We start from the raw sequence: 24,648 nt of genomic DNA on the forward strand, positions 1-24,648 counted from the left end.
ATGCGTATTCTGATGATCATCGACGGCCTGCCGGGAGGCGGCGCGGAAAAAGTGGTGCTGACCCTGTGCCAGGGCATGCAGCAACAGGGGCATGACGTCAGTCTCATCTCGCTGCGCGACGTCTGCAATTACCCTATCCCGTCAGGCATTGATTATCAGGTGGTGGCCGATCGCAGCCGTGCCCCCTGGCGCAAGCTGACCGAGCTGTCGCGCCGCGCCGCCGCGCTGGATCGGGCAATAGCCGAACACGAGCGCCAACACGGCGCGTTCGATCTGGTGTTCTCCAATCTGCATAAAACCGATCGCATCGTCAGCCGCAGCAAGCGGTTGGCCGCGGATCGCCTGTGGTTCTGCATTCACGGCATTCTCTCCACCTCCTATCTCGGCCACCGCATGGGCCTGGATCGCTGGCTGAAGCAGCGCAAAATCGCCAACGTTTACCAAGGGAGAAATATCGTCGCCGTTTCACGGGCGGTTGGCGACGATCTGCAGCAGAACTTGCCGATTCGCCCACGCCGGCTGGCGGTCATCAACAACCCGTTCGACATCGACGCCATCCAGCAACAGGCGGCGGCGCCTTGCGAACTGGCCGGCCAGGACTATCTGGTGCACGTCGGCCGCTTTCACGCCACCAAGCGGCATGACCGTCTGCTGAAAGCCTATGCGCACTCGGGCATTCAGGCACCGCTGGCCTTGATAGGCACCGGGGACGACGCCAGAGTCGCCGAGGTCAAACGTCTGGCAACAGACTTAGGCATCGCAGAGCGCGTGCTATTCCTCGGTTTCCAGGCCAATCCCTACCCGTTTATTCGCCATGCCTCGCTGCTGGTGCTCAGCTCCGACAGCGAAGGGTTTGGTAACGTGCTGGTGGAATCGCTGCTGTGCGGCACGCCGGTGGTCAGCACTCGCTGCCCGGGCGGCCCTGCGGAAATTCTGGAAAAAGCCGGCATGGCTAACGCGCTGGCGGAATTAAACGAAGCGTCGCTGGCAGAAAAAATGGCGGAAATTTACGCCAATCCGCCGCAGATAAATCAACAGCAATTGCTGAGTTATGGACTCGAGCCTATTTGTCGTCAATATATTGAGCTGAAAGAAAAATAATAGAGAAATAAATAAGGCAGGGGATACCTGCCTTATTTTCTTCGTTAGCTGAGCGCCTGCATTTTCTGCCAAACCTCATCGACAGAAACATCTTCACAGTGCCCCGACTCACTCTGCAAAATATGATGACGGCCGGTCCATGGATGCCAGGAGGCTTTATCGGTATCGCCAAAGAACACCACCATGTCCTTATTCAGCGCGGCGGCAAGATGCATCTGCCCACCGTCGCTGCACAGCACCCGGTCGCATAAATCGAACCCGCCCAACAGCTCGCGCACCGAGGCCGTCGGATAAAGCGCGACGCGTTCGTTTTGGCACAGCGCCAACAGCTGTTCGGCGCGCTGCTGGTCACCGATGTCGTCCGGCGCCAGCGTGCCCTGCGGTGACCAGAAGATCAGCACGCCGGTGTGGGGATCGGCAACCAGACGGTTGATGATTTCGGCATAGCGTTCAACCGGCCAACGCCTTTTCGGGCTGCGGCTGCTGATGTGCACGGCGCATACACGTTCGACCGGCGGCAGACGCTCCTGTAGCCGTTGCGCCGCCAATTGCCGCTCTTCAGGCGTCAGAAACACCCGCACCGGCGGGATCGGAATGGATTGGTCGGTTATCGCCGATAAATAGCTGTAGGTGTGTTCGACCTGATGGAGGCCGCGGAAATCGTCCTTGCGGAACGGGCGATGAATATCTTTCGTGCCCAGATCGGCGCCGATGATATGGGTGGCGCCGGCCATTTTCGCTAAACGCAGGCTGTATTTACATGGCACCGGGTTGGCCAGAATGACCGCATCGAACTTTATTTTGCGCAGCTTCAGGAAGATCATCAGACGTTCGAAATAAACGCCCAACGTCGTTTCATTTTTCGCCTTGTGCTTGGCCTTTTTATAGACAAAGACTTTCTCGAGATGAGGGTTGTTTTTAACAACGTCCTGGCTGACTTTATTGATCAGCAGATAAACTTTTGCGTCTGGATAGGCAATTTTCACCCCTTCAATCAGAGGCGTGGTGCAAACAAGATCGCCGATGTTGTCGCGGCGAATAATTAAAATATTCTTCATTCCGAGCCTGTCGGCGAAATCGCTCGCCGGTTGTCTGAAACTGACACCCAAGGTTACCAAATTAGCGCCTTTCCCTTCCAGTTATGGTACTATTCCGAATAACCCATATAAATGAAATTGATAGAATGTTGCTGCGTTTATATCAGGTACTACTCTACCTCATCCAACCCCTGATCTGGCTCCGCTTACTGCTGCGCAGCCGCAAAGCTCCAGCCTACCGTAAACGCTGGGCGGAACGCTATGGCTTCTGCGCCGGGAAAGTCGTGCCAGGCGGCATCATGCTGCATTCCGTCTCCGTCGGCGAAACGCTGGCGGCCATCCCGTTGGTACGGGCGCTGCGCCACCGTTACCCCGCTTTGCCGATAACTGTGACCACAATGACCCCAACAGGTTCAGAACGCGTCCAGTCCGCTTTCGGCAAAGACGTACATCACGTCTATCTGCCCTACGATCTGCCCGGCTCCATGAACCGCTTCCTCGACCAGGTGAATCCCAAGCTGGTGATCATCATGGAAACCGAGCTGTGGCCTAACCTGATTAACGCGCTGCATCAGCGGCAGATCCCCCTGGTGATCGCCAATGCGCGCCTGTCGGCCCGCTCCGCCGCCGGCTATAAGAAAATTGGCGGGTTCATGCGCGATATGCTGCGCCGCATTACGCTGATCGCCGCACAAAACCAAGAAGACGGCGATCGGTTTATCGAACTGGGCCTGAAGCGCTCGCAGCTGGCCGTAACCGGCAGCCTGAAGTTCGATATCTCCGTCACCCCGGAACTGGCCGCCCGCGCCGTTACGCTGCGCCGCCAATGGGCGCCGCGCCGCCCGGTGTGGATCGCTACCAGCACCCATGACGGTGAAGAAACCATCCTGCTGGAAGCGCATCGCAAACTGCTGGAAAAACACCCCGACCTGCTGCTGATCCTGGTGCCGCGTCACCCGGAACGCTTCCCGACCGCCAAAGAGCTGGTGCAGAAGGCCGGCTTCAGCTACACCCTGCGCAGCAGCGGCGAAATCCCGTCCGGCAGCACCCAGGTGGTGATCGGCGATACCATGGGCGAGCTGATGCTGCTGTACGGCATCGCCGATCTGGCCTTTGTCGGCGGCAGTCTGGTAGAACGCGGCGGGCACAACCCGCTGGAAGCCGCCGCGCACGCCATCCCGGTGCTGATGGGCCCGCATACCTTCAACTTCAAAGACATCTGCGCCAAGCTCTCGCAGGCCGAAGGCCTGATCACCGTGACCGACGTGGATTCGCTGGTGAAGGAAGTGGAAACCCTGCTGACCGACGAAGACTACCGGCGCTACTACGGCCGCCATGCGGTGGAAGTGTTGTATCAGAATCAGGGAGCGTTGCAGCGCCTGCTGCAGCTGCTGGAACCGCACCTGCCGCCCCGGAGTCACTGAATGAGCAGCCGCAAAAGCCTGTCGGTGGTGATGATCGCCAAAAACGAAGCCGGGCTGTTGCCGGACTGTCTGCGTTCAGTCGAATGGGCCGATGAAATCATCGTGCTGGACTCCGGCAGCGAGGACGACAGCGTCGCCGTTGCCGAAGGTCTGGGCGCCAAAGTCTTCACGCACACCGACTGGCAGGGGTTCGGCAAGCAGCGTCAGCTGGCGCAAAGCTATGCCAGCCATGACTACGTTTTGATGATCGACGCCGACGAACGCGTCACGCCCGAGCTGCGGCAATCCATCGAGCGGGTGTTGAATGCGCCGGACGACGGCGCCGTCTACAGCTGTGCGCGGCGCAACCTGTTTCTAGGCCGCTTCATGCGCCACAGCGGCTGGTATCCTGACCGCGTCAACCGCCTGTACGCCAACCAACGCTATCGTTATAACGACGATCTGGTGCACGAATCGCTGAACATCGGCGGTGCCAAAGTGATCCCCCTCAGCGGCGATATGCTGCACCTGACCTGCCGCGACTTCTTCGCCTTCCAGCGCAAACAGCTGCGCTACGCCGAAGAGTGGGCCACACAGCGCCACCGGGCCGGCAAGCGTTGCGGCTACCTGTCTATCCTGACCCATACGCTCGGCGCCTTCGTCAAAACCTGGCTGCTGCGCGCCGGCTTCCTGGATGGCAAACAGGGGTTGCTGTTAGCGGTGGTCAACGCGCAATATACCTTCAATAAATATGCCGCATTATGGGCATTGGGCCGCAACTACTCAGAGAAGTGAATCATGACCAGCAAAGCCATCTATCCCGGGACCTTCGATCCCATGACCAACGGCCACCTGGATTTAGTGACGCGCGCGTCACTGATGTTCGATCACGTGATTCTGGCCATCGCCGCCAGCCCGAGCAAAAAGCCGCTGTTCAGCTTGGATGAGCGCGTGGCGTTGGCGACGCAGGTCACCTCGCATCTGGACAATGTGGAAGTGCTGGGCTTCAGCGAGCTGATGGCGCACTTTGCCGCTCACCAAAATGCCAATATCCTGGTGCGCGGCCTGCGTGCGGTGTCTGACTTTGAATATGAATTGCAGCTGGCGAACATGAACCGCCATTTGATGCCGACGCTGGAAAGCGTGTTCCTGATGCCTTCCGAAGAGTGGTCGTTCATCTCCTCCTCACTGGTGAAGGAGGTCGCCCGCCACGGCGGCGATATCGCGCCTTTCCTGCCTGACGTGGTCACCCAGGCACTGATGGCGAAGCTCGCCGCCGAGTGATGCTCAGCGCTGGCAGCGGCGGCAAAAGAAGGTGCTGCGCTGCCCGTGCTTGGCGGATTCGATCGGCGTGCCGCACGCGCGGCACGGTTCTCCCGCCCGCCCGTAAACCTGCAGCTCCTGCGCGAAATACCCCGGTTTGCCGTCCGACTGCAAAAAGTCGCGCAATGTCGTGCCGCCCTGCTCGATAGAGCGCTGCAACACCGCCTTGATGGTCTTCACCAGCAGTTCCGCTTCGGCTTTGCTCAACGATCCCGCCGGACGATCGGGCAAGATCCCGGCGCTGAACAGCGATTCGCTGGCGTAAATATTGCCGACCCCGACCACCAGCTTGTTATCCATCAGCCACGGTTTAATCAACGTGCGCTTATTGCGTGATTTTTCATACAGGTAGTCGCCGTTGAACGCTTCGCTCAGCGGTTCCGGCCCCAGGTGCGCCAACACGCTGCTGGTCGCCAAATCTTCGCACCACAGCCAGGCGCCGAAACGGCGCGGATCGGTATAGCGCAGGATCATGCCGTTGCTGATCACCAGATCGACGTGGTCGTGTTTGCCGGCTTCATCTTCGTTTTCCTCGCGCAGCATGCGCAAGCTGCCCGACATGCCCAGGTGCACGATAATCCAACCGTTCTCCAGCTCGATCAGCAGGTATTTGGCCCGGCGCTGCACGCTGAGCACCGGCCGATCGCTCAGCGTCAGGATCTGCTCGGAAACCGGCCAGCGCAGGCGCGCGTTGCGCACCACCGCATACTGAATGCTGTGGCCGACAAGATAAGGCTCTATACCGCGTCTGCTCGTCTCAACTTCCGGTAATTCAGGCATCTGGCTTCCCCTCCGACGTTTTCTACCCTTTATAAAACAAAAAACCCGGCCAAGGCCGGGTTTTTCATTAATCCACTAAAATTATTTAATTTTAGCTTCTTTGTATACTACGTGCTGACGGACAACTGGATCGAATTTCTTCAGTTCCAATTTTTCCGGCTTAGTACGCTTGTTCTTCGTGGTGGTATAGAAGTGACCAGTACCAGCAGAAGAAACCAGCTTGATCTTCTCGCGAACACCTTTAGCCATGATTCAGTTCCTTAATACTTCTCACCACGGGCACGCAGATCGGCCAGAACCGTCTCAATACCCTTCTTATCGATAACACGCATACCTTTAGCAGATACACGCAGAGTTACAAAGCGCTTCTCAGCCTCAACCCAAAAACGGTGTGAGTGCAGGTTAGGCAGAAAACGGCGTTTGGTCGCGTTCATTGCGTGGGAACGGTTGTTACCGCTCACCGGGCGCTTGCCAGTAACTTGGCAGACTCGGGACATGTCTATTCTCCAAAAATCAAATCAGCTCGAGCTTCGTATAGGGTATGGCCGCCTCGTCAGGCTTTTAGAGCCCATCTCAGCAAACTTCATACTGAGGAGACTCTCGTCATCAGGTAGAAACCACACATCAGGTCAGAAACCTGCTGAGATAGGCTCTTGCGCCAAACCCAAGATTCTCAAAGGTGGCGTAGTATACGCTCTGAAGCGTAAGTGCTCAAGTCCCGAACAGCTAAAGATCCCACAAGGATCGCGAAAAAATCGCTTAAAGCCATCCGCGCTCGGCAAAAGAGACGCATTCACCCCGACCGATCACCAAATGATCAAGCACTCGGATCTCCAATAACTGACAGGCTTTCACCACCTGTTCCGTTATCAAACGGTCGGCATGACTGGGTTCAGCCTTACCCGAAGGGTGATTATGCGCGAGAATCAGCGCGGCGGCATTAGCCTTCAACGCTTCGCGCACAATTTCTCTCGGGTAGACGACGACGCTGCTGATGGTACCAGCAAACATCTCCTGATGGCGAATAACCCGGTGCTGATTGTCTAAAAACAATACCAAAAAGACCTCTCGCTCGCGATGCGCCAGCAGGCTTTGCAGATAATGCCGGGTGACGCTCGGATTGAGCATGGCGTTTTCCTGCGACAAATGGCTGGAAAAGAAGCGCAGCGCCAGCTCGGCAATCGCCTGCAGCTGCGTATAGCTGGCGTCCCCCAGGCCTTTTTGGCTGCAAAAAGCCTGATGATCGGCCGACATCAGGTGATAAAGCGAGCCGAACCGGCGCAGCAGCTGCTCCGCCAGCTGCATCACGTGCACGCCGGGCAACCCGGTGCGCAAGAAAATGGCCAACAGTTCTGCGTCGGACAGCGCCGCCGCCCCCTGCATCAACAGCTTTTCACGCGGCGCCAGCGCGCCCGGCCAGCACGCCACAATCGGGTTGCTCATCGTATTCCTCCCTGAAAGGGCTACAGCATGCCATGTGCTGCCCGGCGCGTTCGACAGGTGTTTGATAACATTGCGAAGTGTTTCGCAAAGCACAATGTAACGCCCTGCAGCCATTGCGGAATCGCTCACCTGCACGGCGGATATGCTAAAATGGCGCATCTTTCGGCTTTCAATCGGACAATGATGATGACGGGACTTTCCGGCAAACATATTGTGCTTGGCATCAGCGGCGGCATCGCCGCCTACAAATGCCCAGAGCTGGTGCGCCGCCTGCGCGACAGGGGCGCAGAAGTGCGCGTGGTGATGACCCACGCCGCCAAGGCGTTCATTACGCCACTGACGCTGCAGGCCGTTTCCGGCTACCCGGTGTCCGACGATCTGTTGGATCCCGCCGCCGAAGCCGCCATGGGCCACATCGAGCTCGGCAAGTGGGCGGATCTGGTGATTCTGGCGCCGGCGACCGCCGATCTGCTGGCGCGCGTCGCCGCCGGCATGGCCAACGATCTGTTGACCACCGTCTGCCTGGCGACCGACGCCCCTATCGCCGCCGCCCCCGCCATGAACCAGCAGATGTATCGCGCCGCCGCCACGCAGGCCAACCTGCAAACGCTGCAGGCGCGCGGCATGCTGCTCTGGGGGCCGGACAGCGGCAGCCAGGCCTGCGGCGACGTCGGCCCGGGCCGCATGCTGGATCCGCTGGACATTGTCGACCTGGCGAACGCGCATTTCTCCGCCCCGCAGGATCTGCAACATTTGCAGGTTATGATCACCGCCGGCCCGACGCGTGAGGCGCTGGATCCGGTACGTTTCATCAGCAATCACAGCTCCGGCAAAATGGGCTTCGCCATTGCCCGCGCCGCCGCCGCCCGCGGCGCGCAGGTGACGCTGATCGCCGGGCCGGTCAGCCTGCCGACGCCGCCATCGGTCACCCGAGTGGACGTCACCAGTGCGCTGGAGATGGAGCAGGCGGTGCAACAGCGCGCCGCGCAGCAGCAGATTTTCATCTCCTGCGCCGCCGTGGCCGATTACCGCCCCGAGCAGATCGCCGATGAAAAAATAAAAAAACAGGGTGATGAAATCGTCCTCAAGATGGTAAAAAACCCCGATATCGTCGCCGGCGTGGCGGCGATGACCAAAAATCGACCGTTTGTCGTGGGGTTTGCCGCCGAAACCCAGAATGTGGAAGAATACGCGCGGCAAAAACTGGCGCGTAAGAAGCTGGATTTGATTTGCGCTAACGATGTATCGCTTGCAGAGCACGGGTTCAACAGCGACACCAATGCCCTGCACCTTTTTTGGCAGAATGGAGAAAAACGCCTGGCGCTGAGCGACAAGGCACTCCTTGGCCAACGTTTAATAGACGAGATAGTCAGCCGTTATGATGAAAAAAATCGACGTTAAGATCCTCGACCCGCGCATCGGTCAGGATTTCCCGCTACCGACCTACGCCACGCCGGGCTCCGCCGGTCTCGACCTGCGCGCCTGCCTGGACAGCGCGGTGGAGCTGGCGCCGGGTGAAACCACGCTGTTGCCTACCGGCCTCGCGATCCACATCGCCGACGCCGGCCTGGCGGCGGTGATCCTGCCGCGCTCCGGCCTGGGCCACAAGCACGGCGTCGTGCTGGGCAACCTGGTCGGCCTGATCGACTCCGATTATCAGGGCCAGCTGATGGTGTCCGTTTGGAACCGCGGCCAGAAACACTTCACCATCGAGCCGGGCGAACGTATCGCGCAGATGGTCTTCGTGCCGGTAGTGCAGGCCGAATTCAACCTGGTGGAAGAATTCGACAGCAGCGAGCGCGGCGAAGGCGGCTTCGGCCACTCGGGGCGCCACTAAGCGCCCCCCAAGGCACGATGGCCGGCAGGGAAACGTCGCCTGAACCTTGCCTTTCCGGGGAGAAGGATGTCTCTGCGGCAAAGGTTTTACCGCGACAATTGCAGCGCACACCAGGCAGCGCGGAAAAAGGCCGTTAAGGCCGCTGACCCCAGCATCGTAAAAAAGCTATCACATAAGCCGCACAGAGCCTGCTCTGCAGCGGCCGGTGCGCGGGTTTCCGTCAGTTAAGTTTTAGCAAGGGTCTAATCAGACATGGCAGAAAAAGAAAAGACGAAAAGGAATCGGCGCGAGGAAATCTTGCAGGCGTTAGCCCAGATGCTGGAGTCCAGCGACGGCAGCCAACGCATCACCACCGCCAAACTCGCCGCGAACGTGGGTGTTTCTGAAGCTGCGCTGTATCGGCATTTCCCCAGCAAGACACGGATGTTCGACAGCCTGATCGAGTTTATCGAAGACAGCCTGATCACCCGCATCAACCTGATCTTGCAGGACGAGAAAGAGACGTTTAATCGTCTGCGCCTGATTTTACTGCTGATTCTGGGCTTTGCGGAACGCAACCCGGGGCTGACGCGCATCATGACCGGCCACGCGCTGATGTTTGAACAGGATCGCCTGCAGGGCCGCATCAACCAGCTGTTCGAACGCATCGAGGCGCAGCTGCGCCAGGTGTTGAAAGAGCGTAAATTGCGCGAAGGCAAAGGCTTTATCGTCGATGAAACGCTGCTGGCGAGCCAGCTGCTGGCCTTCTGCGAAGGCATGTTGTCGCGCTATGTGCGTTCGGAATTCCGCTATCGCCCAACGCAGGAATTCGACGCCCGCTGGCCGCTGTTGGCGGCCCAGCTGCAATAAAGATAACGCCGGGCATGCCCGGCGTTTTTACTTACACCCCGTACTGCTCGCGGTAAGCGCGCACCGCCGCCAGGTGGTCCGCCATTTCCGGCTTCTCCTCCAGATAGGCGATCAGGTCCTTCAGCGTCACGATCGAAATCACCTTGCAGTGATAGTCGCGTTCCACTTCCTGAATGGCGGAGATATCCGCGCGGCCGCGTTCCTGACGGTCGAGGGAGATCAGCACGCCCGCCAGCGAAGCGCCGCTGGCGCCGATGATTTCCATCGACTCGCGGATCGCGGTGCCGGCGGTGATCACATCGTCTACCAACATCACGCGCCCCTGCAGCGGGCTGCCTACCAGCGAACCGCCTTCGCCGTGGGTCTTGGCTTCCTTGCGGTTAAAGCAGTAAGGCACGTCGCGCTCATGGTGTTCCGCCAACGCCACCGCCGTAGTGGTGGCAATAGGAATGCCTTTATAGGCCGGGCCAAACAGCAGGTCGAAATCGATGCCGGAGTCCATCAGGGCTTCGGCGTAGAAGCGCCCCAACAGCGCAAGATCACGCCCGGTATTAAACAGGCCGGCATTGAAGAAGTACGGGCTGGTGCGGCCGGACTTCAGGGTGAACTCGCCGAATTTCAATACCTGCTTGTTAAGCGCGAACTCGATAAACTGGCGCTGATAGGCTTTCATTACTGCTTCTCCTCGTCTGAATCTGCTTGGGTCTTGTCATTACTGCCGCCCGATCGCCGGGCATAAAAAAGGCGACTTCTCAGTCGCCTTAAAAAATCAGTCCGCCAGCGCCGCTTTCTGCGCCTGGAAGATGGTTTCGATGCCCCCTCGGGCCAGCGCCAATAGCGCCAACAGCTCATCGTGGCTGAACGGCTCGCCTTCGGCGGTGCCCTGCACTTCAATCATGCGGCCATCTTCCATCATCACTACGTTCATGTCGGTTTCCGCCGCGGAATCTTCCACATACTCCAGATCGCACAGCGCTTCGCCATTGACGATGCCGACGGAAACCGCCGCCACCATGCCCTTCATCGGGTTGGCTTTCAGCTTGCCGTTGGCCACCAGCGTGTTCAGCGCATCGGCCAGCGCCACGCAGGCGCCGGAGATGGAGGCGGTGCGGGTACCGCCGTCGGCCTGCAGTACGTCGCAGTCGAGGGTGATGGTGAATTCACCGAGCTTTTTCAGATCCACCGCGGCGCGCAGCGAGCGCGCGATCAGGCGCTGGATCTCCAGCGTGCGGCCACCCTGCTTGCCTTTGGCGGCTTCACGGGCATTGCGGCTGTGGGTGGAGCGCGGCAGCATGCCGTACTCGGCGGTGATCCAACCTTGCCCCTGGCCTTTCAGGAAGCGCGGAACGCCCTCTTCTACCGTGGCGGTGCACAAGACTTTGGTATCGCCAAACTCAACCAGCACTGAACCTTCAGCGTGTTTGGTATAGTGACGGGTCAGTGTCAGGGGGCGAACTTGCTGTGGTGCTCTGCCTGCAGGACGCATGGGCTCTCTCCGGCTTCAAATCAACTATTGGCTGCGCATTATACGGGCTTCGTGACGTAATGCCTATCCTGCCCGCAGCCGCGACGCTATAATCGCCCCATCTTTTCCTATTACGGGTACGCATCAATGATCCGCAGCATGACCGCCTACGCCCGGCGTGAAATCAAGGGTGAATGGGGCAGCGCAGCCTGGGAGCTGCGTTCCGTTAACCAGCGCTACTTAGAAACCTACATCCGCCTGCCGGAACAATTCCGCAGCCTGGAGCCGGTGATCCGTGAACGTATCCGTGGCCGCCTGACGCGCGGCAAAGTCGAATGCAACCTGCGTTTCGAACTGGATCCAAGCGCGCAAAGCTCGCTGATCCTGAACGAAAAACTGGCCAAACAGCTGGTTGAAGCCGCCAACTGGGTGAAAATGCAGAGCGACGAAGGGGAAATCAACCCGATCGACGTGCTGCGCTGGCCGGGCGTGATGTCCGCGCAGGAGCAGGATCTGGACACTATCAGCGCCGAGCTGATGCAGGCGCTGGACGGCGCGCTGGATGACTTCATCGTCGCACGCGAAAGCGAAGGCGCCGCGCTGAAAACGCTGATCGAACAACGCCTCGACGGCGTCAGCGCCGAAGTGGTCAAAGTGCGCGCCCAGATGCCGAATATCCTGCAATGGCAGCGCGAACGCCTGGTCAGCAAGCTGGAAGAGGCGCAGGTACAGCTGGAAAACACCCGCCTGGAGCAGGAGCTGGTGCTGATGGCGCAGCGCATCGACGTCGCCGAAGAGCTGGACCGTCTGGAAGCGCACGTGAAAGAGACGCACAACATCCTGAAGAAGAAAGAAGCCGTCGGCCGCCGCCTCGACTTCATGATGCAGGAGTTCAACCGCGAATCGAATACCCTGGCCTCCAAGTCGATCAATGCCGACGTCACCGCTTCCGCCATCGAGCTGAAAGTGCTGATCGAGCAAATGCGCGAGCAGATCCAGAACATCGAGTGATCCTGCCCCGCACGCCATCAAGCCCGCGCCAAGCGGGCTTTTTTATGGCTGCAGATCAGCGATAAGCGGCCGCCTACTCTTCGCCCATCAGCCCCATTTTCTGCAGCTGCACCGCAATGCTCCAGGTTGAACGTTCAAACTCATCGCTCAGCGCTTCCAGCGTCGCCCCGGCCGCATGGCTCTCGCGCAGCCGCAGCTTTTCCTCTTCCGGCCAAGGGAAGTAGGCATTGGCCGGCCGCCCCTCGGCCAGATTCTTCTGCCACTTCTCCTCCGACGTCAGCCGGGCTTTTTTCTGCCGTTCGGCTTCACCGTCGAACTCGCTGGCCAACGCGAACAGCAGGCGGATAGCCTCCGACGCGCAGGCCGCCGAAGCCGGTCTCAACAGCTCGCTGGTGTCGGGATTAACCCCGTTGGCCAGCGCCCTGAGCAACGTGCCGGTATTCATTGTTCGCCTCCTTATCCGAGAAGATGCACCGGTCGTGGCGCCTTGTTCAGGCATTTTTCTTTGCCTCCCTCGCGAAAACCACGCTTTACGCCATGAAAAAGCGCCAGTTGCGAGCCAGATTCCAGGCGTTTGCACGCGAGTGACAGTGATTGCATCAGGTTGCGAGCCGGCAGGCCCCTGGGGAACCGGCTCACCGGGAAGCTTATGAAAAACTGCCGGACAGCGCGTGCGGATGACATTCGGCAAGATATCCCGCATGCCATAAGTATTTTGTTCTAATTATCACGCAAGGTAATGAAAGGACGGCGATGCTGTGGCTAAATGTGTTTTTTCTCTGCCCGTGAACCGTACGGACCGTTTATGCCACAAATTCTGCAATTTATTATGGCTCTGGTGGTGATCATCGCCCTGGCGCTGCTGGTCAGCAATAATCGCAAGAAAATCCGCCTGCGCTATATCATCCAACTGCTGGTGATCGAAGGCGCGCTGGCCTATTTCTTCCTGCACTCCGCCAGCGGGCTCAGCGTGATCAAACACGTCGCCGGCTTCTTCGACACCCTGCTCGCCTACGCCGCCCAAGGATCGGAGTTCGTGTTCGGCGGCATGAGCAAGGATGGCCTGGCGTTCATCTTCCTCGGCGTTTTGTGCCCTATCATCTTTATTTCCGCCCTGATCGGCATTTTGCAGCATTTCCGCATCCTGCCGCTGATCATCCGCCTGGTCGGCACCTTGCTGTCCAAGGTCAACGGCATGGGCAAGCTGGAGTCGTTCAACGCCGTCAGCACGCTGGTGCTGGGGCAGTCGGAGAACTTCATCGCCTATAAAGGCATCATCGGCGATATCTCGCCGCGCCGCATGTACACCATGGCCGCGACCGCCATGTCGACGGTATCGCTCTCCATCGTCGGCGCCTACATGTCGATGATCGACGCGCAGTACGTGGTGGCGGCATTGATCCTTAATATGTTCAGCACCTTCATCATTCTATCGATCATCAACCCGTATCAGGTCGAAGACGAGCCGGAGCTGAAGCTGAACAAACTGCATGAAGATCAGAGCTTCTTCGAAATGTTGGGCGAGTACATTCTGGCCGGCTTCAAGATTGCGATGATCATCGCGGCGATGCTGATCGGCTTTATCGCGCTGATCTCCGCCGTCAATGCGCTGTTCTCCGCGGTGCTCGGCATCAGCTTCCAGCAGATCCTCGGCTATGTGTTCTATCCGCTGGCTTGGCTGATCGGCATCCCGGCGGAGGAGGCCCTGAAGGCGGGCAGCATCATGGCGACCAAGCTGGTGGCCAACGAATTCGTGGCGATGATTGAGCTGAAGAAAATCGCGGCGGAGCTGTCGCCGCGCGGGCTGGGTATTCTGTCGGTGTTCCTGGTGTCGTTCGCCAACTTCGCCTCCATCGGCATCGTCGCCGGCGCCATCAAGGGGCTGAACGAGCAGCAAGGCAACGTAGTTTCCCGTTTTGGCCTGAAGCTGGTTTATGGCTCGACGCTGGTGAGCCTGCTGTCAGCGGCCATCGCCGGCCTGGTGCTGTAATCCCCACTCCCGGCCGTATGGCCGGGAGTTCGCTTTAAAACGCCACACACACCGGCGCATCCACACGCATCACCGAATCCTGCGCAAACTGCTGCTTATAGCCGCTGCGCAGCGCCTCGATATTCGCCTCACTCTCTTTGCCCGGCGCATGGATCAACAGCAGCGCCTTGCTGTTCTCGCGCGCCAGCTTGCCGTCGTGGCCCAGCCACTGCCCTTTGGCATCAAAGACCGTCAGCCCGTCTTTAAAACGCGGCGTCACCTGGCTGTCGACGAAGGTTTGCCACTCGGCGGCGGTGATCGCCGGCCCCGCCGGGCGATTCAGGCCGAAGTAGAGCGTTGTTTGCATCATCGGATCGCCGGTGTGGCAAGCCGGAGCCGGTGACACAGCCTGATGGCCTGGCGCCACGCAGCCGCTCAGCAGCAGGGCGGCCACCACGGCGCCGGCGGCCAGTTTCGGGGAGTTTTTCATCTGCAGTCTCGGTTTCTCGGTTGAAGGATTAGCTGAAAAAAGCATAGTCAGCGATGGAAACCAGCGCGAAATTTCTAATGCTTTCATCAACAGCAAGATGTTAAAAAAGGCTGGTTATCGGCAATAAAAACGTATTTTGGATTAGCTAAATTAATCCGAAACGCCATCGGTGAAAAAAACTCAGTGGCGCGCGCCATCGGCGGCGATTACCCTGCCGGCCATCATTCTGACGCAAATACGCTGTGAATCCCTTATGTTACTGAGCATCCTTTATATCATCGGCATCACCGCCGAAGCCATGACCGGCGCGCTGGCGGCCGGCCGCCGCCAAATGGACATGTTCGGCGTGATCATCATCGCTTCGGTCACGGCGATCGGCGGCGGGTCGGTGCGCGATATGCTGCTCGGGCATTTTCCATTGGGCTGGGTCAAACACCCGGAGTACATCGTCATCGTCGCGATAGCGGCGATCGTCACCACCTGGGTGGCCCCCCTGATGCGCCATCTGCGCCGCCTGTTCCTGGTGCTCGACGCCGTCGGCCTGATCGTCTTCTCCATCATCGGCGCGCAGGTAGCCCTGGATATGGGGCACAGCGCCATTATCGCCGCCATCGCCGCGGTGATCACCGGCGTCTTCGGCGGGGTGCTGCGCGACATGTTCTGCAACCGTATCCCGCTGGTTTTCCAGAAAGAGATCTATGCCGGCATCTCCTTCAGCGCCGCCTGGCTGTATATCGGCCTGCAGCACCTCAGCCTGCCGCACAATCTGGTGGTGATCCTCACGCTGGTCGCGGGCCTGAGCGCTCGCCTGATCGCCCTGCGCTTCCGCCTCGGCCTGCCGGTGTTCAACTACCAGCATCCGGATCACTGATCTCGGGGCGGCAACGCGCCGCCGCCGAGGCCAAAACTGCAGAAATGTTACCCTTCGACGCGCAAATTCGCTCATTCGCCGCTTTTTCCGCGCAAAGCGGCGGGCAAAATGCGAGCTAACGCTGCACCCGGCGCGTTAGCCGTGTATACTGTGCGGAGAAAATACACATCCGCTGTTATTGGCATATCAACCGTTATCAACGAACATCATCATGGCTCAAGGCACGCTTTATATTGTCTCTGCTCCCAGTGGCGCAGGTAAATCAAGTCTGATTCAGGCTTTGTTAAAGACGCAACCGCTGTACGACACGCAGGTTTCGGTTTCGCACACCACGCGCGACAGCCGCCCGGGTGAAAATCACGGCGAACACTATTTCTTCGTCTCGAAAGACGAATTCCGCCGGATGATCGAGCAGGACGCATTTCTTGAGCACGCCGAAGTGTTCGGCAACTATTACGGCACCTCGCGCGCCGCCATCGAACAAGTGTTGGCGACCGGCGTAGACGTGTTTCTGGATATCGACTGGCAGGGCGCGCAGCAAATCCGCGCCAAAATGCCGCAGGCGCGCAGCATCTTCATTCTGCCGCCGTCGAAGGAAGAACTGGGCCGCCGCCTGCGCGGGCGCGGGCAGGATTCCGAAGAGGTGATCGCCAAGCGCATGGCTCAGGCCGTGGCGGAAATGACGCATTACGCGGAGTACGATTACCTGATCGTGAACGATGATTTCGATCTGGCGCTGTCCGATCTGAAGACCATCATTCGCGCCGAACGCCTGCGTTTGGGCCGCCAGTTGCTGCGGCATGACGCTTTAATCAGCAAACTATTGGCAGACTGAAGGCAGTTTCAGTATCATGCCCAGTCTTTTCGTCACCTGTGGAGTAGCACAAATATGGCACGCGTAACTGTTCAAGACGCTGTAGAGAAAATTGGTAACCGTTTTGACCTGGTGTTGGTCGCTGCTCGTCGGGCGCGTCAGATCCAGACCGGCGGCAAAGATGCACTGGTTCCGGAAGAGAACGACAAGTACACCGTTATCGCCCTGCGCGAAATCGAAGAAGGCCTGATCACCAGCCAGATCCTCGACGTGCGTGAGCGCCAGGAACAGCAAGAGCAGGAAGCCGCAGAGATTCAAGCGGTTACCGCGATTGCTGAAGGTCGTCGTTAATTAGACTGCGAGTCCGCCTTGTACCTGTTTGAAAGCCTGAATCTGCTGATTCAACGTTACCTGCCCGAGGAGCAGATTAAGCGCCTCAAACAGGCATACCTCGTCGCGCGCGACGCGCACGAGGGCCAGACACGCTCCAGCGGTGAGCCTTACATTACTCACCCGGTCGCCGTGGCCTGCATCCTGGCGGAAATGCGTCTCGATCACGAGACGCTGATGGCGGCATTGCTGCACGACGTCATCGAAGACACCCCAGCCACCTATCAAGATATGGAACAGCTGTTCGGCAAGAGCGTCGCCGAACTGGTTGAGGGCGTCTCCAAGCTCGACAAGCTGAAGTTCCAGGACAAGAAAGAAGCGCAGGCGGAAAACTTCCGCAAGATGATCATGGCGATGGTGCAGGATATCCGCGTCGTGCTGATCAAGCTGGCCGACCGTACGCACAACATGCGCACTCTCGGTTCGCTGCGCCCCGACAAACGCCGGCGCATCGCGCGTGAAACCCTGGAAATCTACAGCCCCCTCGCCCACCGTCTGGGTATTCATCACCTGAAAACCGAGCTGGAAGAGCTGGGCTTCGAGGCGCTGTACCCGAACCGTTATCGCGTGATCAAGGAAGTGGTGAAAGCCGCGCGCGGCAACCGCAAAGAGATGATTCAAAAAATCCTCTCCGAGATCGAAGGGCGGCTGACCGAAGCCGGCATCGCCTGTCGCGTCAGCGGGCGGGAAAAACACCTCTACTCCATCTACCTCAAGATGCACCTCAAAGAACAGCGTTTCCATTCCATCATGGATATCTACGCGTTCCGGGTGATCGTGAAAGAGGTCGATACCTGCTACCGCGTGCTCGGCCAGGTGCACAGCCTGTACAAACCGCGCCCGGGGCGAGTGAAAGATTACATCGCCATTCCCAAGGCCAACGGCTATCAATCGCTGCATACCTCGTTGATCGGCCCGCACGGCGTGCCGGTCGAAGTGCAGATCCGAACCGAAGACATGGACCAGATGGCTGAGATGGGGGTGGCCGCGCACTGGGCTTACAAGGAAAGAGAACAGGGCGAAACCGGCACCACGGCGCAGATCCGCGCCCAGCGCTGGATGCAAAGCCTGCTGGAGCTGCAGCAAAGCGCCGGCAGTTCGTTTGAATTTATCGAGAGCGTCAAATCCGATCTGTTCCCGGATGAGATTTACGTTTTCACCCCGGAAGGCCGCATCGTCGAGCTGCCCGCCGGTGCCACGCCGGTCGACTTCGCCTATGCGGTGCATACCGATATCGGCCATGCCTGCGTCGGCGCGCGCGTCGATCGTCAGCCATATCCGCTGTCGCAGTCGCTGACCAGCGGCCAGACCGTCGAGATCATCACCGCACCGGGCGCGCGGCCCAACGCCGCCTGGCTGAATTTCGTGGTCAGCTCGAAAGCGCGCGCCAAAATTCGCCAGATGCTGAAGAATCTCAAGCGCGACGACTCCGTCGGCCTCGGCCGCCGTCTGCTCAACCACGCGTTGGGCGGCAGCCGCAAGCTGGCCGAAATCCCGCAGGAAAACATTCAGCACGAGCTGGACCGCATGAAGCTGGCGACGCTGGACGATTTGCTGGCGGAAATCGGCCTCGGCAACGCCATGAGCGTGGTGGTGGCGAAGAACCTGCAGGGCGATCAGTCCAGCCTGGGCGCTTCCTCCGGCGTGCGTAACCTGGCCATCAAGGGCGCCGACGGGGTGTTGATCACCTTCGCCAAGTGCTGCCGTCCGATTCCGGGCGACCCGATTATCGCTCACGTCAGCCCGGGCAAAGGGCTGGTGATCCACCATGAATCCTGCCGCAATATTCGCGGCTATCAGAAAGAGCCTGAGAAGTTCATGGCGGTCGAGTGGGATAAAGAGACCGAGCAGGAGTTCATCGCCGAGATCAAGGTGGACATGTTCAACCACCAGGGCGCGCTGGCCAACCTGACGGCGGCGATCAACGCAGCCGAGTCCAATATTCAGAGCCTGAACACCGAAGAGAAAGACGGTCGGGTTTATAGCGCCTTTATCCGCTTGACCACCCGCGATCGCATCCATTTGGCAAACATTATGCGTAAAATCCGTATCATGCCGGATGTGATCAAAGTTAACCGCAACCGAAACTAGCGCTTATGAGTCCTGAACGCTATGCGCGGATTTGTGAAATGCTCGCGACCCGGCAGCCGGATTTGACGGTCTGCCTGGAGCAAGTGCACAAACCGCATAACGTCTCCGCCATTATCCGCACCGCCGACGCCGTCGGCGTGCATCAGGTCCACGCCGTGTGGCCCACCACCCGCATGCGCACCCTGGTTTCCTCCGCCGCCGGCAGCAACAGCTGGGTCAGCGTCAAAACCCATCGTTCCATCGGCGACGCGGTCGGTCACCTGAAAGCGCAGGGCATGCAAATTCTGGCCACCCATCTGTCTGCGCGCGCGGTCGATTTCCGCGAGGTGGATTACACCCGGCCCACCTGCGTGCTGCTCGGCCAGGAAAAAACCGGCATCACCGAAGAAGCGCTGGCGCTGGCCGATCAGGACATCGTCATTCCGATGATCGGCATGGTGCAATCGCTCAACGTCTCCGTGGCCTCGGCACTGATCCTGTATGAAGCGCAGCGCCAGCGGCAGAACGCCGGCCTGTATCGCCGCGACAACAGCATGCTGGATGAAGAAGAGCAGCAGCGTCTGCTGTTCGAAGGCGGCTACCCGGTGCTGGCCAACGTGGCCAAGCGCAAAGGGCTGCCACGCCCGCAGATTGACGAGCAGGGCCAGGTGGTCGCCAGCGCCGAATGGTGGGCGGCCATGCAGGCGACGGTGCGCAAATGAAAGGCCGCCTGCTGGATGCTGTCCCACTCACCACGCTTTCCGGGGTTGGCGCCAGCCAGGCGGGCAAACTGGCCAAGCTTGGCCTCGAGACCATTCAGGATCTGCTGCTGCACCTGCCGCTGCGCTACGAAGACCGCACTCGCCTCTACCCGATCAACGATCTGCTGCCGGGCATCTACGCCACGGTAGAAGGGGAAGTGCTGCGCAGCGACATCAGCTTCGGCCGCCGCCGCATGCTGACCTGCCAGATCAGCGACGGTACCGGCATCCTCACCATGCGGTTCTTCAACTTCAACGCTGCAATGAAGAACAGCCTGGCCACCGGCCGCCGCGTGACCGCCTATGGCGAGATCAAGCGCGGCAACCACGGCGCGGAAATCATCCATCCGGAATACCGTATTCAGGGCGAAGCCAGCGAGGTCGAGCTGCAGGAGTCGCTGACGCCGGTCTACCCCACCACCGAAGGGGTGCGGCAGGCCACGCTGCGCAAGCTGACCGATCAGGCGCTGGAGCTGCTGGGTACCTGCGCCATCGCCGAGCTGCTGCCGCCGGAGCTGAGCGGCGGTCTGATGAGCCTGCCGCAGGCGCTGCACACCCTGCACCGCCCGCCGCCGGACATCCAGCTGGCGGATCTGGAGCTGGGCAAACACCCGGCGCAAAAACGCCTGATCCTCGAAGAGCTGCTGGCGCATAATCTGAGCATGCTGGCGGTGCGCGCCGGCGCCCAGAGTTACCAGGCGCAGCCGCTGCTGCCGGACGATCGGCTGAAAAACCGTTTTCTCGCCCAGCTGCCGTTCTCGCCGACCGGCGCGCAAACGCGCGTGGTGGCCGACATCGAAGCCGATATGCAAAAAGACTTCCCGATGATGCGGCTGGTGCAGGGCGACGTCGGCTCCGGCAAAACGCTGGTGGCGGCGCTGGCGGCGCTGCGCGCTATCGCGCACGGCAAGCAGGTGGCGCTGATGGCGCCAACCGAACTGCTGGCCGAGCAGCACGCCAACAATTTCCGCCAGTGGTTCGAACCGCTGGGGCTGGAGGTCGGCTGGCTGGCCGGCAAACAGAAAGGCAAGGCGCGCATCGCGCAGCAGGAGGCCATCGCCGGCGGCCAGGTGTCGATGGTGGTCGGCACCCACGCCATCTTCCAGGAGCAGGTGCAGTTCAACGGCCTGGCGCTGGTGATCATCGATGAGCAGCACCGCTTCGGGGTGCATCAGCGGCTGGCGCTGTGGGAGAAAGGCGAAGAACAGGGCTTCCACGCCCATCAATTGATCATGACCGCCACGCCGATCCCGCGCACGCTGGCGATGACCGCCTATGCCGATCTCGATACCTCGGTCATCGACGAGCTGCCGCCGGGCCGCACGCCGGTGACCACCGTCGCCATTCCCGATACCCGCCGCGCCGACATCATTCAACGGGTGAAGAGCGCCTGTCTGGAAGAGGGGCGGCAGGCTTACTGGGTGTGCACGTTGATCGAAGAGTCCGAACTGCTGGAAGCGCAGGCGGCGGAAGCCACCTGGGAAGAATTGAAAACCGCGCTGCCAGAGCTGAAGGTGGCGCTGGTGCACGGCCGCATGAAAGCGCAGGAAAAGCAGGCGGTGATGCAGGCGTTTAAACAGGGCGAGCTGCAGCTGTTGGTCGCCACTACGGTGATCGAAGTCGGCGTCGACGTGCCGAACGCCAGCCTGATGATCATCGAAAACCCGGAGCGGCTGGGCCTGGCGCAGCTGCACCAGCTGCGCGGCCGCGTAGGGCGCGGCGCCGTGGCCTCACACTGCGTGCTGCTGTACAAAACGCCGCTGAGCAAGACTGCGCAAACGCGCCTGCAGGTGCTGCGCGACAGCAACGACGGCTTCGTCATCGCGCAGCGCGATCTGGAGATCCGCGGCCCAGGCGAGCTGCTGGGCACCCGCCAGACCGGCAGCGCCGAATTCAAGGTGGCGGACCTGCTGCGCGACCAGGCGATGATCCCCGAAGTGCAGCGCGTCGCTCGCCATCTCCATCAGCACTATCCGGAACACGCCCAGGCGCTGATAGAACGCTGGCTGCCGGAGAAGGCGCGCTACTCCAACGCATAAAAAAGGGCGCCTCAGGCGCCCTTTTCGTGATGACTCGCGATATCACCCCACCGCCGGGAACACCGGCAGCAGCAGATACAGCTTGATGACGATCGCATTGGCGATATCGATAAAGAACGCGCCCACCATCGGCACCACCAAAAACGCCACGTGCGACGGACCGAAGCGATCGGTGATCGCCTGCATGTTGGCGATCGCCGTCGGCGTGGCGCCCATGCCGAAGCCGCAGTGGCCGGCGGCCAGCACCGCCGCGTCGTAGTTTTTACCCATCACCCGGTAGGTAACGAAGATCGCGTACAGCGCCATGACCAGCGTCTGCACCGCCAGGATCGCCAGCATCGGCAGCGCCAGCGAGGCCAGCTCCCACAGGCGCAGGCTCATCAGTGCCATCGCCAGGAACAGCGACAGGCTGACGTTGCCCAGCACCGATACCGCCCGCTCGAACACGGTATAGAAACCGGTGAAGGCCAGCGTGTTGCTGAGGATCACCCCGACGAACAGCACGCAAACGAAGTTCGGCAGTTCAAACACCGTGCCGCTCAGCAGGCCGGCAATCAGCTGCCCCAGGCTTAGACAGATGGCGATCATGGCGATGGTTTCGATCATCACCAGCGAGGTGATCAGGCGGCCGCTTTCCGGCTTCTCGAAGCCGCTCGGCTGCACGCTGTCTTCCGGGGTGCCTTCCGGCGTGGAGGAGTGCTTGACCAGATAGCGCGCCACCGGGCCGCCGATCAGGCCGCCCAGCACCAGCCCGAAGGTGGCGCAGGCCATGGCGACTTCCGTCGCGTTTTCAAAACCGTAGCGCTCGATGAACAGCTTGCTCCAGGCCGCCCCGGTACCATGCCCGCCCGACAGGGTGATCGACCCGGCGATCAGGCCCATCAGCGGATCCAACCCCAGCATTTTCGCCATCCCGATGCCGATGGCGTTCTGCACGATAAGCAACCCCAGCACCACAAACAGGAACACCACCAGCACTTTACCGCCGGCGCGCAAACGCGCCAGGTTGGCGTTCAGGCCGATGGTGGCGAAGAAGGCCAGCATCAGCGGGTCCTTCAGCGACATGTCAAAACTGATTTCCCAGTTGACGAGCTTTTTCAGGGCTAACAGCAGGAGGGCCACCAGCAAACCGCCGGCGACGGGAGCAGGAATGGTATATTTTCGCAGCAGAGGAATGGTTCTGACGCACTTGCCCCCGAGGAGCAAAACCAGCGTCGCCGCGACTAACGTGCCATAAGTATCAAGATGAAACATCCAGGTACTCCATGTAAGGGAAAAGATCCAAATAAAAATAATAAGTTATAGAAAACCACTTAGTTTTTAAACTTGATGAGTGCAGGATTAAAAGTAAAAAACGCTGAGATGACAAGAAAAAATGAATGAAAATGCGACATAAGCGAGAAAGTCGGCAACATAATATTTACGCGCAACCGTTTGCTTTTGCGGGGCGGAGCATTAAAATGCCTGCTTTGCCGTATCTGGAAACGCCACACCATGAGCATGTCATCCTCCGAGCTTGATGCCGCGCGCCAAGCCGCCTCAGAACCCCGCGCCAGTGAACTGATTTATCGCCTGGAAGATCGCCCGCCGCTGCCGCAAACGCTGTTTGCCGCCGGCCAGCATCTGCTGGCGATGTTCGTCGCGGTGATCACTCCGGCCCTGCTGATCTGCCAGGCGCTGGGCCTGCCGGCACAGGATACCCAGCACATCATCAGCATGTCGCTGTTCGCCTCCGGTCTGGCTTCCATTCTGCAAATCAAAACCTGGGGGCCGGTGGGTTCCGGGCTGCTGTCGATTCAGGGCACCAGCTTCAACTTCGTTTCGCCGCTGATCATGGGCGGTCTGGCGCTGAAAAACGGCGGCGCCGACGTGCCGACCATGATGGCCGCGCTGTTCGGCACCCTGATGGTCGCTTCCTGCACCGAAATTTTGCTGTCGCGCGTGCTGCATCTGGCGCGCCGCATCATCACCCCGCTGGTTTCCGGCATCGTGGTGATGATCATCGGCCTGTCGCTGATTCAGGTCGGCCTGACCTCGATCGGCGGCGGCTACGCCGCGATGAACGATCACAGCTTCGGCTCGCCGAAAAACCTGCTGCTGGCCGGCGCGGTGCTGGCCGTGATCATCCTGCTGAACCGCCAGCGCAACCCTTACCTGCGCGTGGCTTCGCTGGTGATCGCCATGGCAGTCGGCTATCTGTTGGCCTGGGCGATGGACATGCTGCCCGCCGACGCACCGGCGGCCCCCACGGCGGCAATCACCATCCCCACGCCGCTCTATTACGGCCTGGGCTTCGACTGGAACCTGCTGCTGCCGCTGATGCTGATCTTTATGGTCACCTCGCTGGAAACCATCGGTGACATCACCGCCACCTCCGACGTCTCCGAACAGCCGGTCAGCGGGCCGCTGTATATGAAGCGCCTGAAGGGCGGCGTGCTGGCCAACGGCCTGAACTCGATGCTGTCGGCGGTGTTCAACACCTTCCCCAACTCCTGCTTCGGCCAGAACAACGGGGTGATCCAGCTGACCGGCGTCGCCAGCCGCTACGTCGGCTTCGTGGTGGCGCTGATGCTGATCGCGCTGGGGCTGTTCCCGGCGGTGGCCGGCTTCGTACAGCACATTCCCGAACCGGTCCTGGGCGGCGCGACCATCGTGATGTTCGGCACCATCGCCGCCTCCGGCGTGCGCATCGTGTCGCGCGAGCGTCTGAACCGCCGCGCCATCATGATCATGGCGCTATCGCTGGCCGTCGGCATGGGCGTCTCCCAGCAGCCGCTGATCCTGCAGTTCGCGCCGGACTGGCTGAAAACCCTGCTCTCTTCCGGCATCGCCGCCGGCGGTATTACCGCCATCGTGCTGAACCTGGTGTTCCCGCAGGAATACGAGAAAAAGTAACCCGTCCATTGACGTTCAAACGGCCGCTTGCGGCCGTTTTTTATTGTCTATCAGACCATTGCCCTTGAGATGCCCGGCCAATTGCGGCATAAACAGGGTA

The 24,648-nt window shown here is 60.0% G+C and carries 26 protein-coding genes; 16 read left to right on the forward strand and 10 right to left on the reverse strand.

Translation table 11 applies throughout. The annotated features are described in order from the left end of the window. Positions 1-1,101 (forward strand): glycosyltransferase, encoded by a 1,101-nt coding sequence (locus C3F38_RS01805; protein ID WP_055317242.1) that lies wholly within the window; start codon positions 1-3, stop codon positions 1,099-1,101. Between the two features lie 44 nt (positions 1,102-1,145). On the opposite strand, the gene C3F38_RS01810 is transcribed toward C3F38_RS01805, so the two are convergent. After that, positions 1,146-2,159 carry a glycosyltransferase family 9 protein gene (locus C3F38_RS01810; protein ID WP_038872581.1) on the reverse strand — a complete coding sequence of 338 codons (1,014 nt, stop codon included), beginning with the start codon at positions 2,157-2,159 and terminating at the stop codon, positions 1,146-1,148. Positions 2,160-2,284: 125 nt separating this feature from the next. Here C3F38_RS01810 and waaA point away from each other — a divergent pair, with 125 nt between their 5' ends. The 3 genes from waaA to coaD are packed head-to-tail and all read left to right on the forward strand — an operon-like array spanning position 2,285 to position 4,825. Continuing rightward, on the forward strand, positions 2,285-3,562 hold the full coding sequence (gene waaA, locus C3F38_RS01815) for a lipid IV(A) 3-deoxy-D-manno-octulosonic acid transferase (protein WP_025304695.1): 1,278 nt from the start codon (positions 2,285-2,287) through the stop codon (positions 3,560-3,562). Next, positions 3,563-4,336, forward strand: coding sequence for a glycosyltransferase family 2 protein (locus tag C3F38_RS01820; protein WP_038872579.1), 774 nt, complete (start codon positions 3,563-3,565; stop codon positions 4,334-4,336). It begins immediately after the preceding gene. Positions 4,337-4,339: 3 nt separating this feature from the next. Continuing rightward, the gene (coaD, locus tag C3F38_RS01825) at positions 4,340-4,825 is read left to right on the forward strand and encodes a pantetheine-phosphate adenylyltransferase (RefSeq protein WP_004931181.1); all 486 of its coding nucleotides are present in this window, start codon (positions 4,340-4,342) and stop codon (positions 4,823-4,825) included. A gap of 3 nt (positions 4,826-4,828) precedes the next feature. Here coaD and mutM read toward each other — a convergent pair whose 3' ends face one another. The 4 genes from mutM to radC form a co-directional block, all read right to left on the reverse strand. Continuing rightward, complete coding sequence (gene mutM / locus C3F38_RS01830) at positions 4,829-5,644, reverse strand: bifunctional DNA-formamidopyrimidine glycosylase/DNA-(apurinic or apyrimidinic site) lyase (protein WP_004931185.1); 816 nt, start codon at positions 5,642-5,644, stop codon at positions 4,829-4,831. A gap of 81 nt (positions 5,645-5,725) precedes the next feature. Further along, positions 5,726-5,893: a 50S ribosomal protein L33 gene (gene rpmG, locus C3F38_RS01835; RefSeq protein ID WP_002442576.1), complete on the reverse strand. Its 168-nt coding sequence runs from the start codon at positions 5,891-5,893 to the stop codon at positions 5,726-5,728. A gap of 11 nt (positions 5,894-5,904) precedes the next feature. Then, positions 5,905-6,141: a 50S ribosomal protein L28 gene (gene rpmB / locus C3F38_RS01840; RefSeq protein WP_004931195.1), complete on the reverse strand. Its 237-nt coding sequence runs from the start codon at positions 6,139-6,141 to the stop codon at positions 5,905-5,907. Between the two features lie 262 nt (positions 6,142-6,403). Further along, entirely contained in the window at positions 6,404-7,087 is a 684-nt protein-coding gene (gene radC, locus C3F38_RS01845) for a DNA repair protein RadC (RefSeq protein ID WP_038872576.1), read from the reverse strand. A gap of 183 nt (positions 7,088-7,270) precedes the next feature. Between radC and coaBC the strand changes: the two genes are divergently transcribed. From coaBC to slmA, 3 genes are all read left to right on the forward strand, one after another. Then, positions 7,271-8,488 (forward strand): bifunctional phosphopantothenoylcysteine decarboxylase/phosphopantothenate--cysteine ligase CoaBC, encoded by a 1,218-nt coding sequence (coaBC, locus tag C3F38_RS01850; RefSeq protein ID WP_038872718.1) that lies wholly within the window; start codon positions 7,271-7,273, stop codon positions 8,486-8,488. Continuing rightward, a complete protein-coding gene (gene dut, locus C3F38_RS01855; RefSeq protein ID WP_016929680.1) occupies positions 8,466-8,924 on the forward strand; it encodes a dUTP diphosphatase in 459 nt (152 codons plus the stop codon). Before coaBC ends, dut begins: the two co-directional genes overlap by 23 nt. Positions 8,925-9,176: 252 nt before the next feature. After that, positions 9,177-9,773 carry a nucleoid occlusion factor SlmA gene (slmA, locus tag C3F38_RS01860; protein WP_004931203.1) on the forward strand — a complete coding sequence of 199 codons (597 nt, stop codon included), beginning with the start codon at positions 9,177-9,179 and terminating at the stop codon, positions 9,771-9,773. Between the two features lie 31 nt (positions 9,774-9,804). Here slmA and pyrE read toward each other — a convergent pair whose 3' ends face one another. Together pyrE and rph are read right to left on the reverse strand one after the other, a co-directional pair. Further along, on the reverse strand, positions 9,805-10,446 hold the full coding sequence (gene pyrE, locus C3F38_RS01865; RefSeq protein WP_004931204.1) for an orotate phosphoribosyltransferase: 642 nt from the start codon (positions 10,444-10,446) through the stop codon (positions 9,805-9,807). A gap of 96 nt (positions 10,447-10,542) precedes the next feature. After that, on the reverse strand, positions 10,543-11,259 hold the full coding sequence (gene rph, locus C3F38_RS01870) for a ribonuclease PH (protein ID WP_025160305.1): 717 nt from the start codon (positions 11,257-11,259) through the stop codon (positions 10,543-10,545). Between the two features lie 126 nt (positions 11,260-11,385). Between rph and C3F38_RS01875 the strand changes: the two genes are divergently transcribed. Further along, a complete protein-coding gene (locus C3F38_RS01875) occupies positions 11,386-12,249 on the forward strand; it encodes a YicC/YloC family endoribonuclease (RefSeq protein ID WP_038872569.1) in 864 nt (287 codons plus the stop codon). 73 nt (positions 12,250-12,322) lie between these two features. Here C3F38_RS01875 and C3F38_RS01880 read toward each other — a convergent pair whose 3' ends face one another. Beyond that, positions 12,323-12,694: a hypothetical protein gene (locus C3F38_RS01880; protein ID WP_055317174.1), complete on the reverse strand. Its 372-nt coding sequence runs from the start codon at positions 12,692-12,694 to the stop codon at positions 12,323-12,325. Positions 12,695-13,054: 360 nt separating this feature from the next. Between C3F38_RS01880 and C3F38_RS01885 the strand changes: the two genes are divergently transcribed. Continuing rightward, positions 13,055-14,239, forward strand: coding sequence for a NupC/NupG family nucleoside CNT transporter (locus C3F38_RS01885; RefSeq protein WP_004931212.1), 1,185 nt, complete (start codon positions 13,055-13,057; stop codon positions 14,237-14,239). Between the two features lie 34 nt (positions 14,240-14,273). On the opposite strand, the gene C3F38_RS01890 is transcribed toward C3F38_RS01885, so the two are convergent. Continuing rightward, a complete protein-coding gene (locus tag C3F38_RS01890; protein ID WP_055317175.1) occupies positions 14,274-14,708 on the reverse strand; it encodes a DUF3574 domain-containing protein in 435 nt (144 codons plus the stop codon). A 253-nt stretch (positions 14,709-14,961) separates the two neighbouring features. Between C3F38_RS01890 and C3F38_RS01895 the strand changes: the two genes are divergently transcribed. The 6 genes from C3F38_RS01895 to recG all read left to right on the forward strand — a co-directional run bounded on the left by C3F38_RS01895 (position 14,962) and on the right by recG (position 21,653). Further along, positions 14,962-15,579 carry a trimeric intracellular cation channel family protein gene (locus tag C3F38_RS01895; protein WP_025304704.1) on the forward strand — a complete coding sequence of 206 codons (618 nt, stop codon included), beginning with the start codon at positions 14,962-14,964 and terminating at the stop codon, positions 15,577-15,579. 211 nt (positions 15,580-15,790) lie between these two features. Then, positions 15,791-16,414, forward strand: a complete 624-nt coding sequence (gene gmk / locus C3F38_RS01900; RefSeq protein ID WP_004931218.1) for a guanylate kinase — start codon at positions 15,791-15,793, stop codon at positions 16,412-16,414. Between the two features lie 54 nt (positions 16,415-16,468). Next, complete coding sequence (gene rpoZ / locus C3F38_RS01905; protein ID WP_004931221.1) at positions 16,469-16,744, forward strand: DNA-directed RNA polymerase subunit omega; 276 nt, start codon at positions 16,469-16,471, stop codon at positions 16,742-16,744. Positions 16,745-16,762: 18 nt separating this feature from the next. Beyond that, the gene (gene spoT, locus C3F38_RS01910) at positions 16,763-18,874 is read left to right on the forward strand and encodes a bifunctional GTP diphosphokinase/guanosine-3',5'-bis pyrophosphate 3'-pyrophosphohydrolase (protein WP_019452189.1); all 2,112 of its coding nucleotides are present in this window, start codon (positions 16,763-16,765) and stop codon (positions 18,872-18,874) included. Between the two features lie 5 nt (positions 18,875-18,879). Next, positions 18,880-19,575, forward strand: a complete 696-nt coding sequence (trmH, locus tag C3F38_RS01915) for a tRNA (guanosine(18)-2'-O)-methyltransferase TrmH (RefSeq protein WP_048232237.1) — start codon at positions 18,880-18,882, stop codon at positions 19,573-19,575. Continuing rightward, positions 19,572-21,653: an ATP-dependent DNA helicase RecG gene (recG, locus tag C3F38_RS01920; RefSeq protein WP_055317176.1), complete on the forward strand. Its 2,082-nt coding sequence runs from the start codon at positions 19,572-19,574 to the stop codon at positions 21,651-21,653. Before trmH ends, recG begins: the two co-directional genes overlap by 4 nt. Before the next feature lie 42 nt (positions 21,654-21,695). Here the strand turns inward: recG and gltS are convergent, their stop codons facing one another. Beyond that, entirely contained in the window at positions 21,696-22,907 is a 1,212-nt protein-coding gene (gene gltS / locus C3F38_RS01925) for a sodium/glutamate symporter (RefSeq protein WP_038872558.1), read from the reverse strand. Positions 22,908-23,147: 240 nt separating this feature from the next. Between gltS and C3F38_RS01930 the strand changes: the two genes are divergently transcribed. Then, entirely contained in the window at positions 23,148-24,548 is a 1,401-nt protein-coding gene (locus C3F38_RS01930) for an NCS2 family protein (RefSeq protein ID WP_038872554.1), read from the forward strand. The last annotated feature ends 100 nt before the right edge of the window (positions 24,549-24,648 follow it).

Origin of the sequence: Serratia sp. SSNIH1 (genome assembly GCF_002935055.1) — a bacterium.
Lineage (GTDB): Bacteria > Pseudomonadota > Gammaproteobacteria > Enterobacterales > Enterobacteriaceae > Serratia > Serratia nevei.

Coding starts and splice junctions, on each gene's coding strand:
- C3F38_RS01805 (WP_055317242.1), top strand. CDS start 1: ATGCGTATTCTGATGATCATCGACGGCCTGCCGGGAGGCGGCGCGGAA.
- C3F38_RS01810 (WP_038872581.1), bottom strand. CDS start 2,159: ATGAAGAATATTTTAATTATTCGCCGCGACAACATCGGCGATCTTGTT.
- waaA (WP_025304695.1), top strand. CDS start 2,285: ATGTTGCTGCGTTTATATCAGGTACTACTCTACCTCATCCAACCCCTG.
- C3F38_RS01820 (WP_038872579.1), top strand. CDS start 3,563: ATGAGCAGCCGCAAAAGCCTGTCGGTGGTGATGATCGCCAAAAACGAA.
- coaD (WP_004931181.1), top strand. CDS start 4,340: ATGACCAGCAAAGCCATCTATCCCGGGACCTTCGATCCCATGACCAAC.
- mutM (WP_004931185.1), bottom strand. CDS start 5,644: ATGCCTGAATTACCGGAAGTTGAGACGAGCAGACGCGGTATAGAGCCT.
- rpmG (WP_002442576.1), bottom strand. CDS start 5,893: ATGGCTAAAGGTGTTCGCGAGAAGATCAAGCTGGTTTCTTCTGCTGGT.
- rpmB (WP_004931195.1), bottom strand. CDS start 6,141: ATGTCCCGAGTCTGCCAAGTTACTGGCAAGCGCCCGGTGAGCGGTAAC.
- radC (WP_038872576.1), bottom strand. CDS start 7,087: ATGAGCAACCCGATTGTGGCGTGCTGGCCGGGCGCGCTGGCGCCGCGT.
- coaBC (WP_038872718.1), top strand. CDS start 7,271: ATGATGACGGGACTTTCCGGCAAACATATTGTGCTTGGCATCAGCGGC.
- dut (WP_016929680.1), top strand. CDS start 8,466: ATGATGAAAAAAATCGACGTTAAGATCCTCGACCCGCGCATCGGTCAG.
- slmA (WP_004931203.1), top strand. CDS start 9,177: ATGGCAGAAAAAGAAAAGACGAAAAGGAATCGGCGCGAGGAAATCTTG.
- pyrE (WP_004931204.1), bottom strand. CDS start 10,446: ATGAAAGCCTATCAGCGCCAGTTTATCGAGTTCGCGCTTAACAAGCAG.
- rph (WP_025160305.1), bottom strand. CDS start 11,259: ATGCGTCCTGCAGGCAGAGCACCACAGCAAGTTCGCCCCCTGACACTG.
- C3F38_RS01875 (WP_038872569.1), top strand. CDS start 11,386: ATGATCCGCAGCATGACCGCCTACGCCCGGCGTGAAATCAAGGGTGAA.
- C3F38_RS01880 (WP_055317174.1), bottom strand. CDS start 12,694: ATGAATACCGGCACGTTGCTCAGGGCGCTGGCCAACGGGGTTAATCCC.
- C3F38_RS01885 (WP_004931212.1), top strand. CDS start 13,055: ATGCCACAAATTCTGCAATTTATTATGGCTCTGGTGGTGATCATCGCC.
- C3F38_RS01890 (WP_055317175.1), bottom strand. CDS start 14,708: ATGAAAAACTCCCCGAAACTGGCCGCCGGCGCCGTGGTGGCCGCCCTG.
- C3F38_RS01895 (WP_025304704.1), top strand. CDS start 14,962: ATGTTACTGAGCATCCTTTATATCATCGGCATCACCGCCGAAGCCATG.
- gmk (WP_004931218.1), top strand. CDS start 15,791: ATGGCTCAAGGCACGCTTTATATTGTCTCTGCTCCCAGTGGCGCAGGT.
- rpoZ (WP_004931221.1), top strand. CDS start 16,469: ATGGCACGCGTAACTGTTCAAGACGCTGTAGAGAAAATTGGTAACCGT.
- trmH (WP_048232237.1), top strand. CDS start 18,880: ATGAGTCCTGAACGCTATGCGCGGATTTGTGAAATGCTCGCGACCCGG.
- recG (WP_055317176.1), top strand. CDS start 19,572: ATGAAAGGCCGCCTGCTGGATGCTGTCCCACTCACCACGCTTTCCGGG.
- gltS (WP_038872558.1), bottom strand. CDS start 22,907: ATGTTTCATCTTGATACTTATGGCACGTTAGTCGCGGCGACGCTGGTT.
- C3F38_RS01930 (WP_038872554.1), top strand. CDS start 23,148: ATGAGCATGTCATCCTCCGAGCTTGATGCCGCGCGCCAAGCCGCCTCA.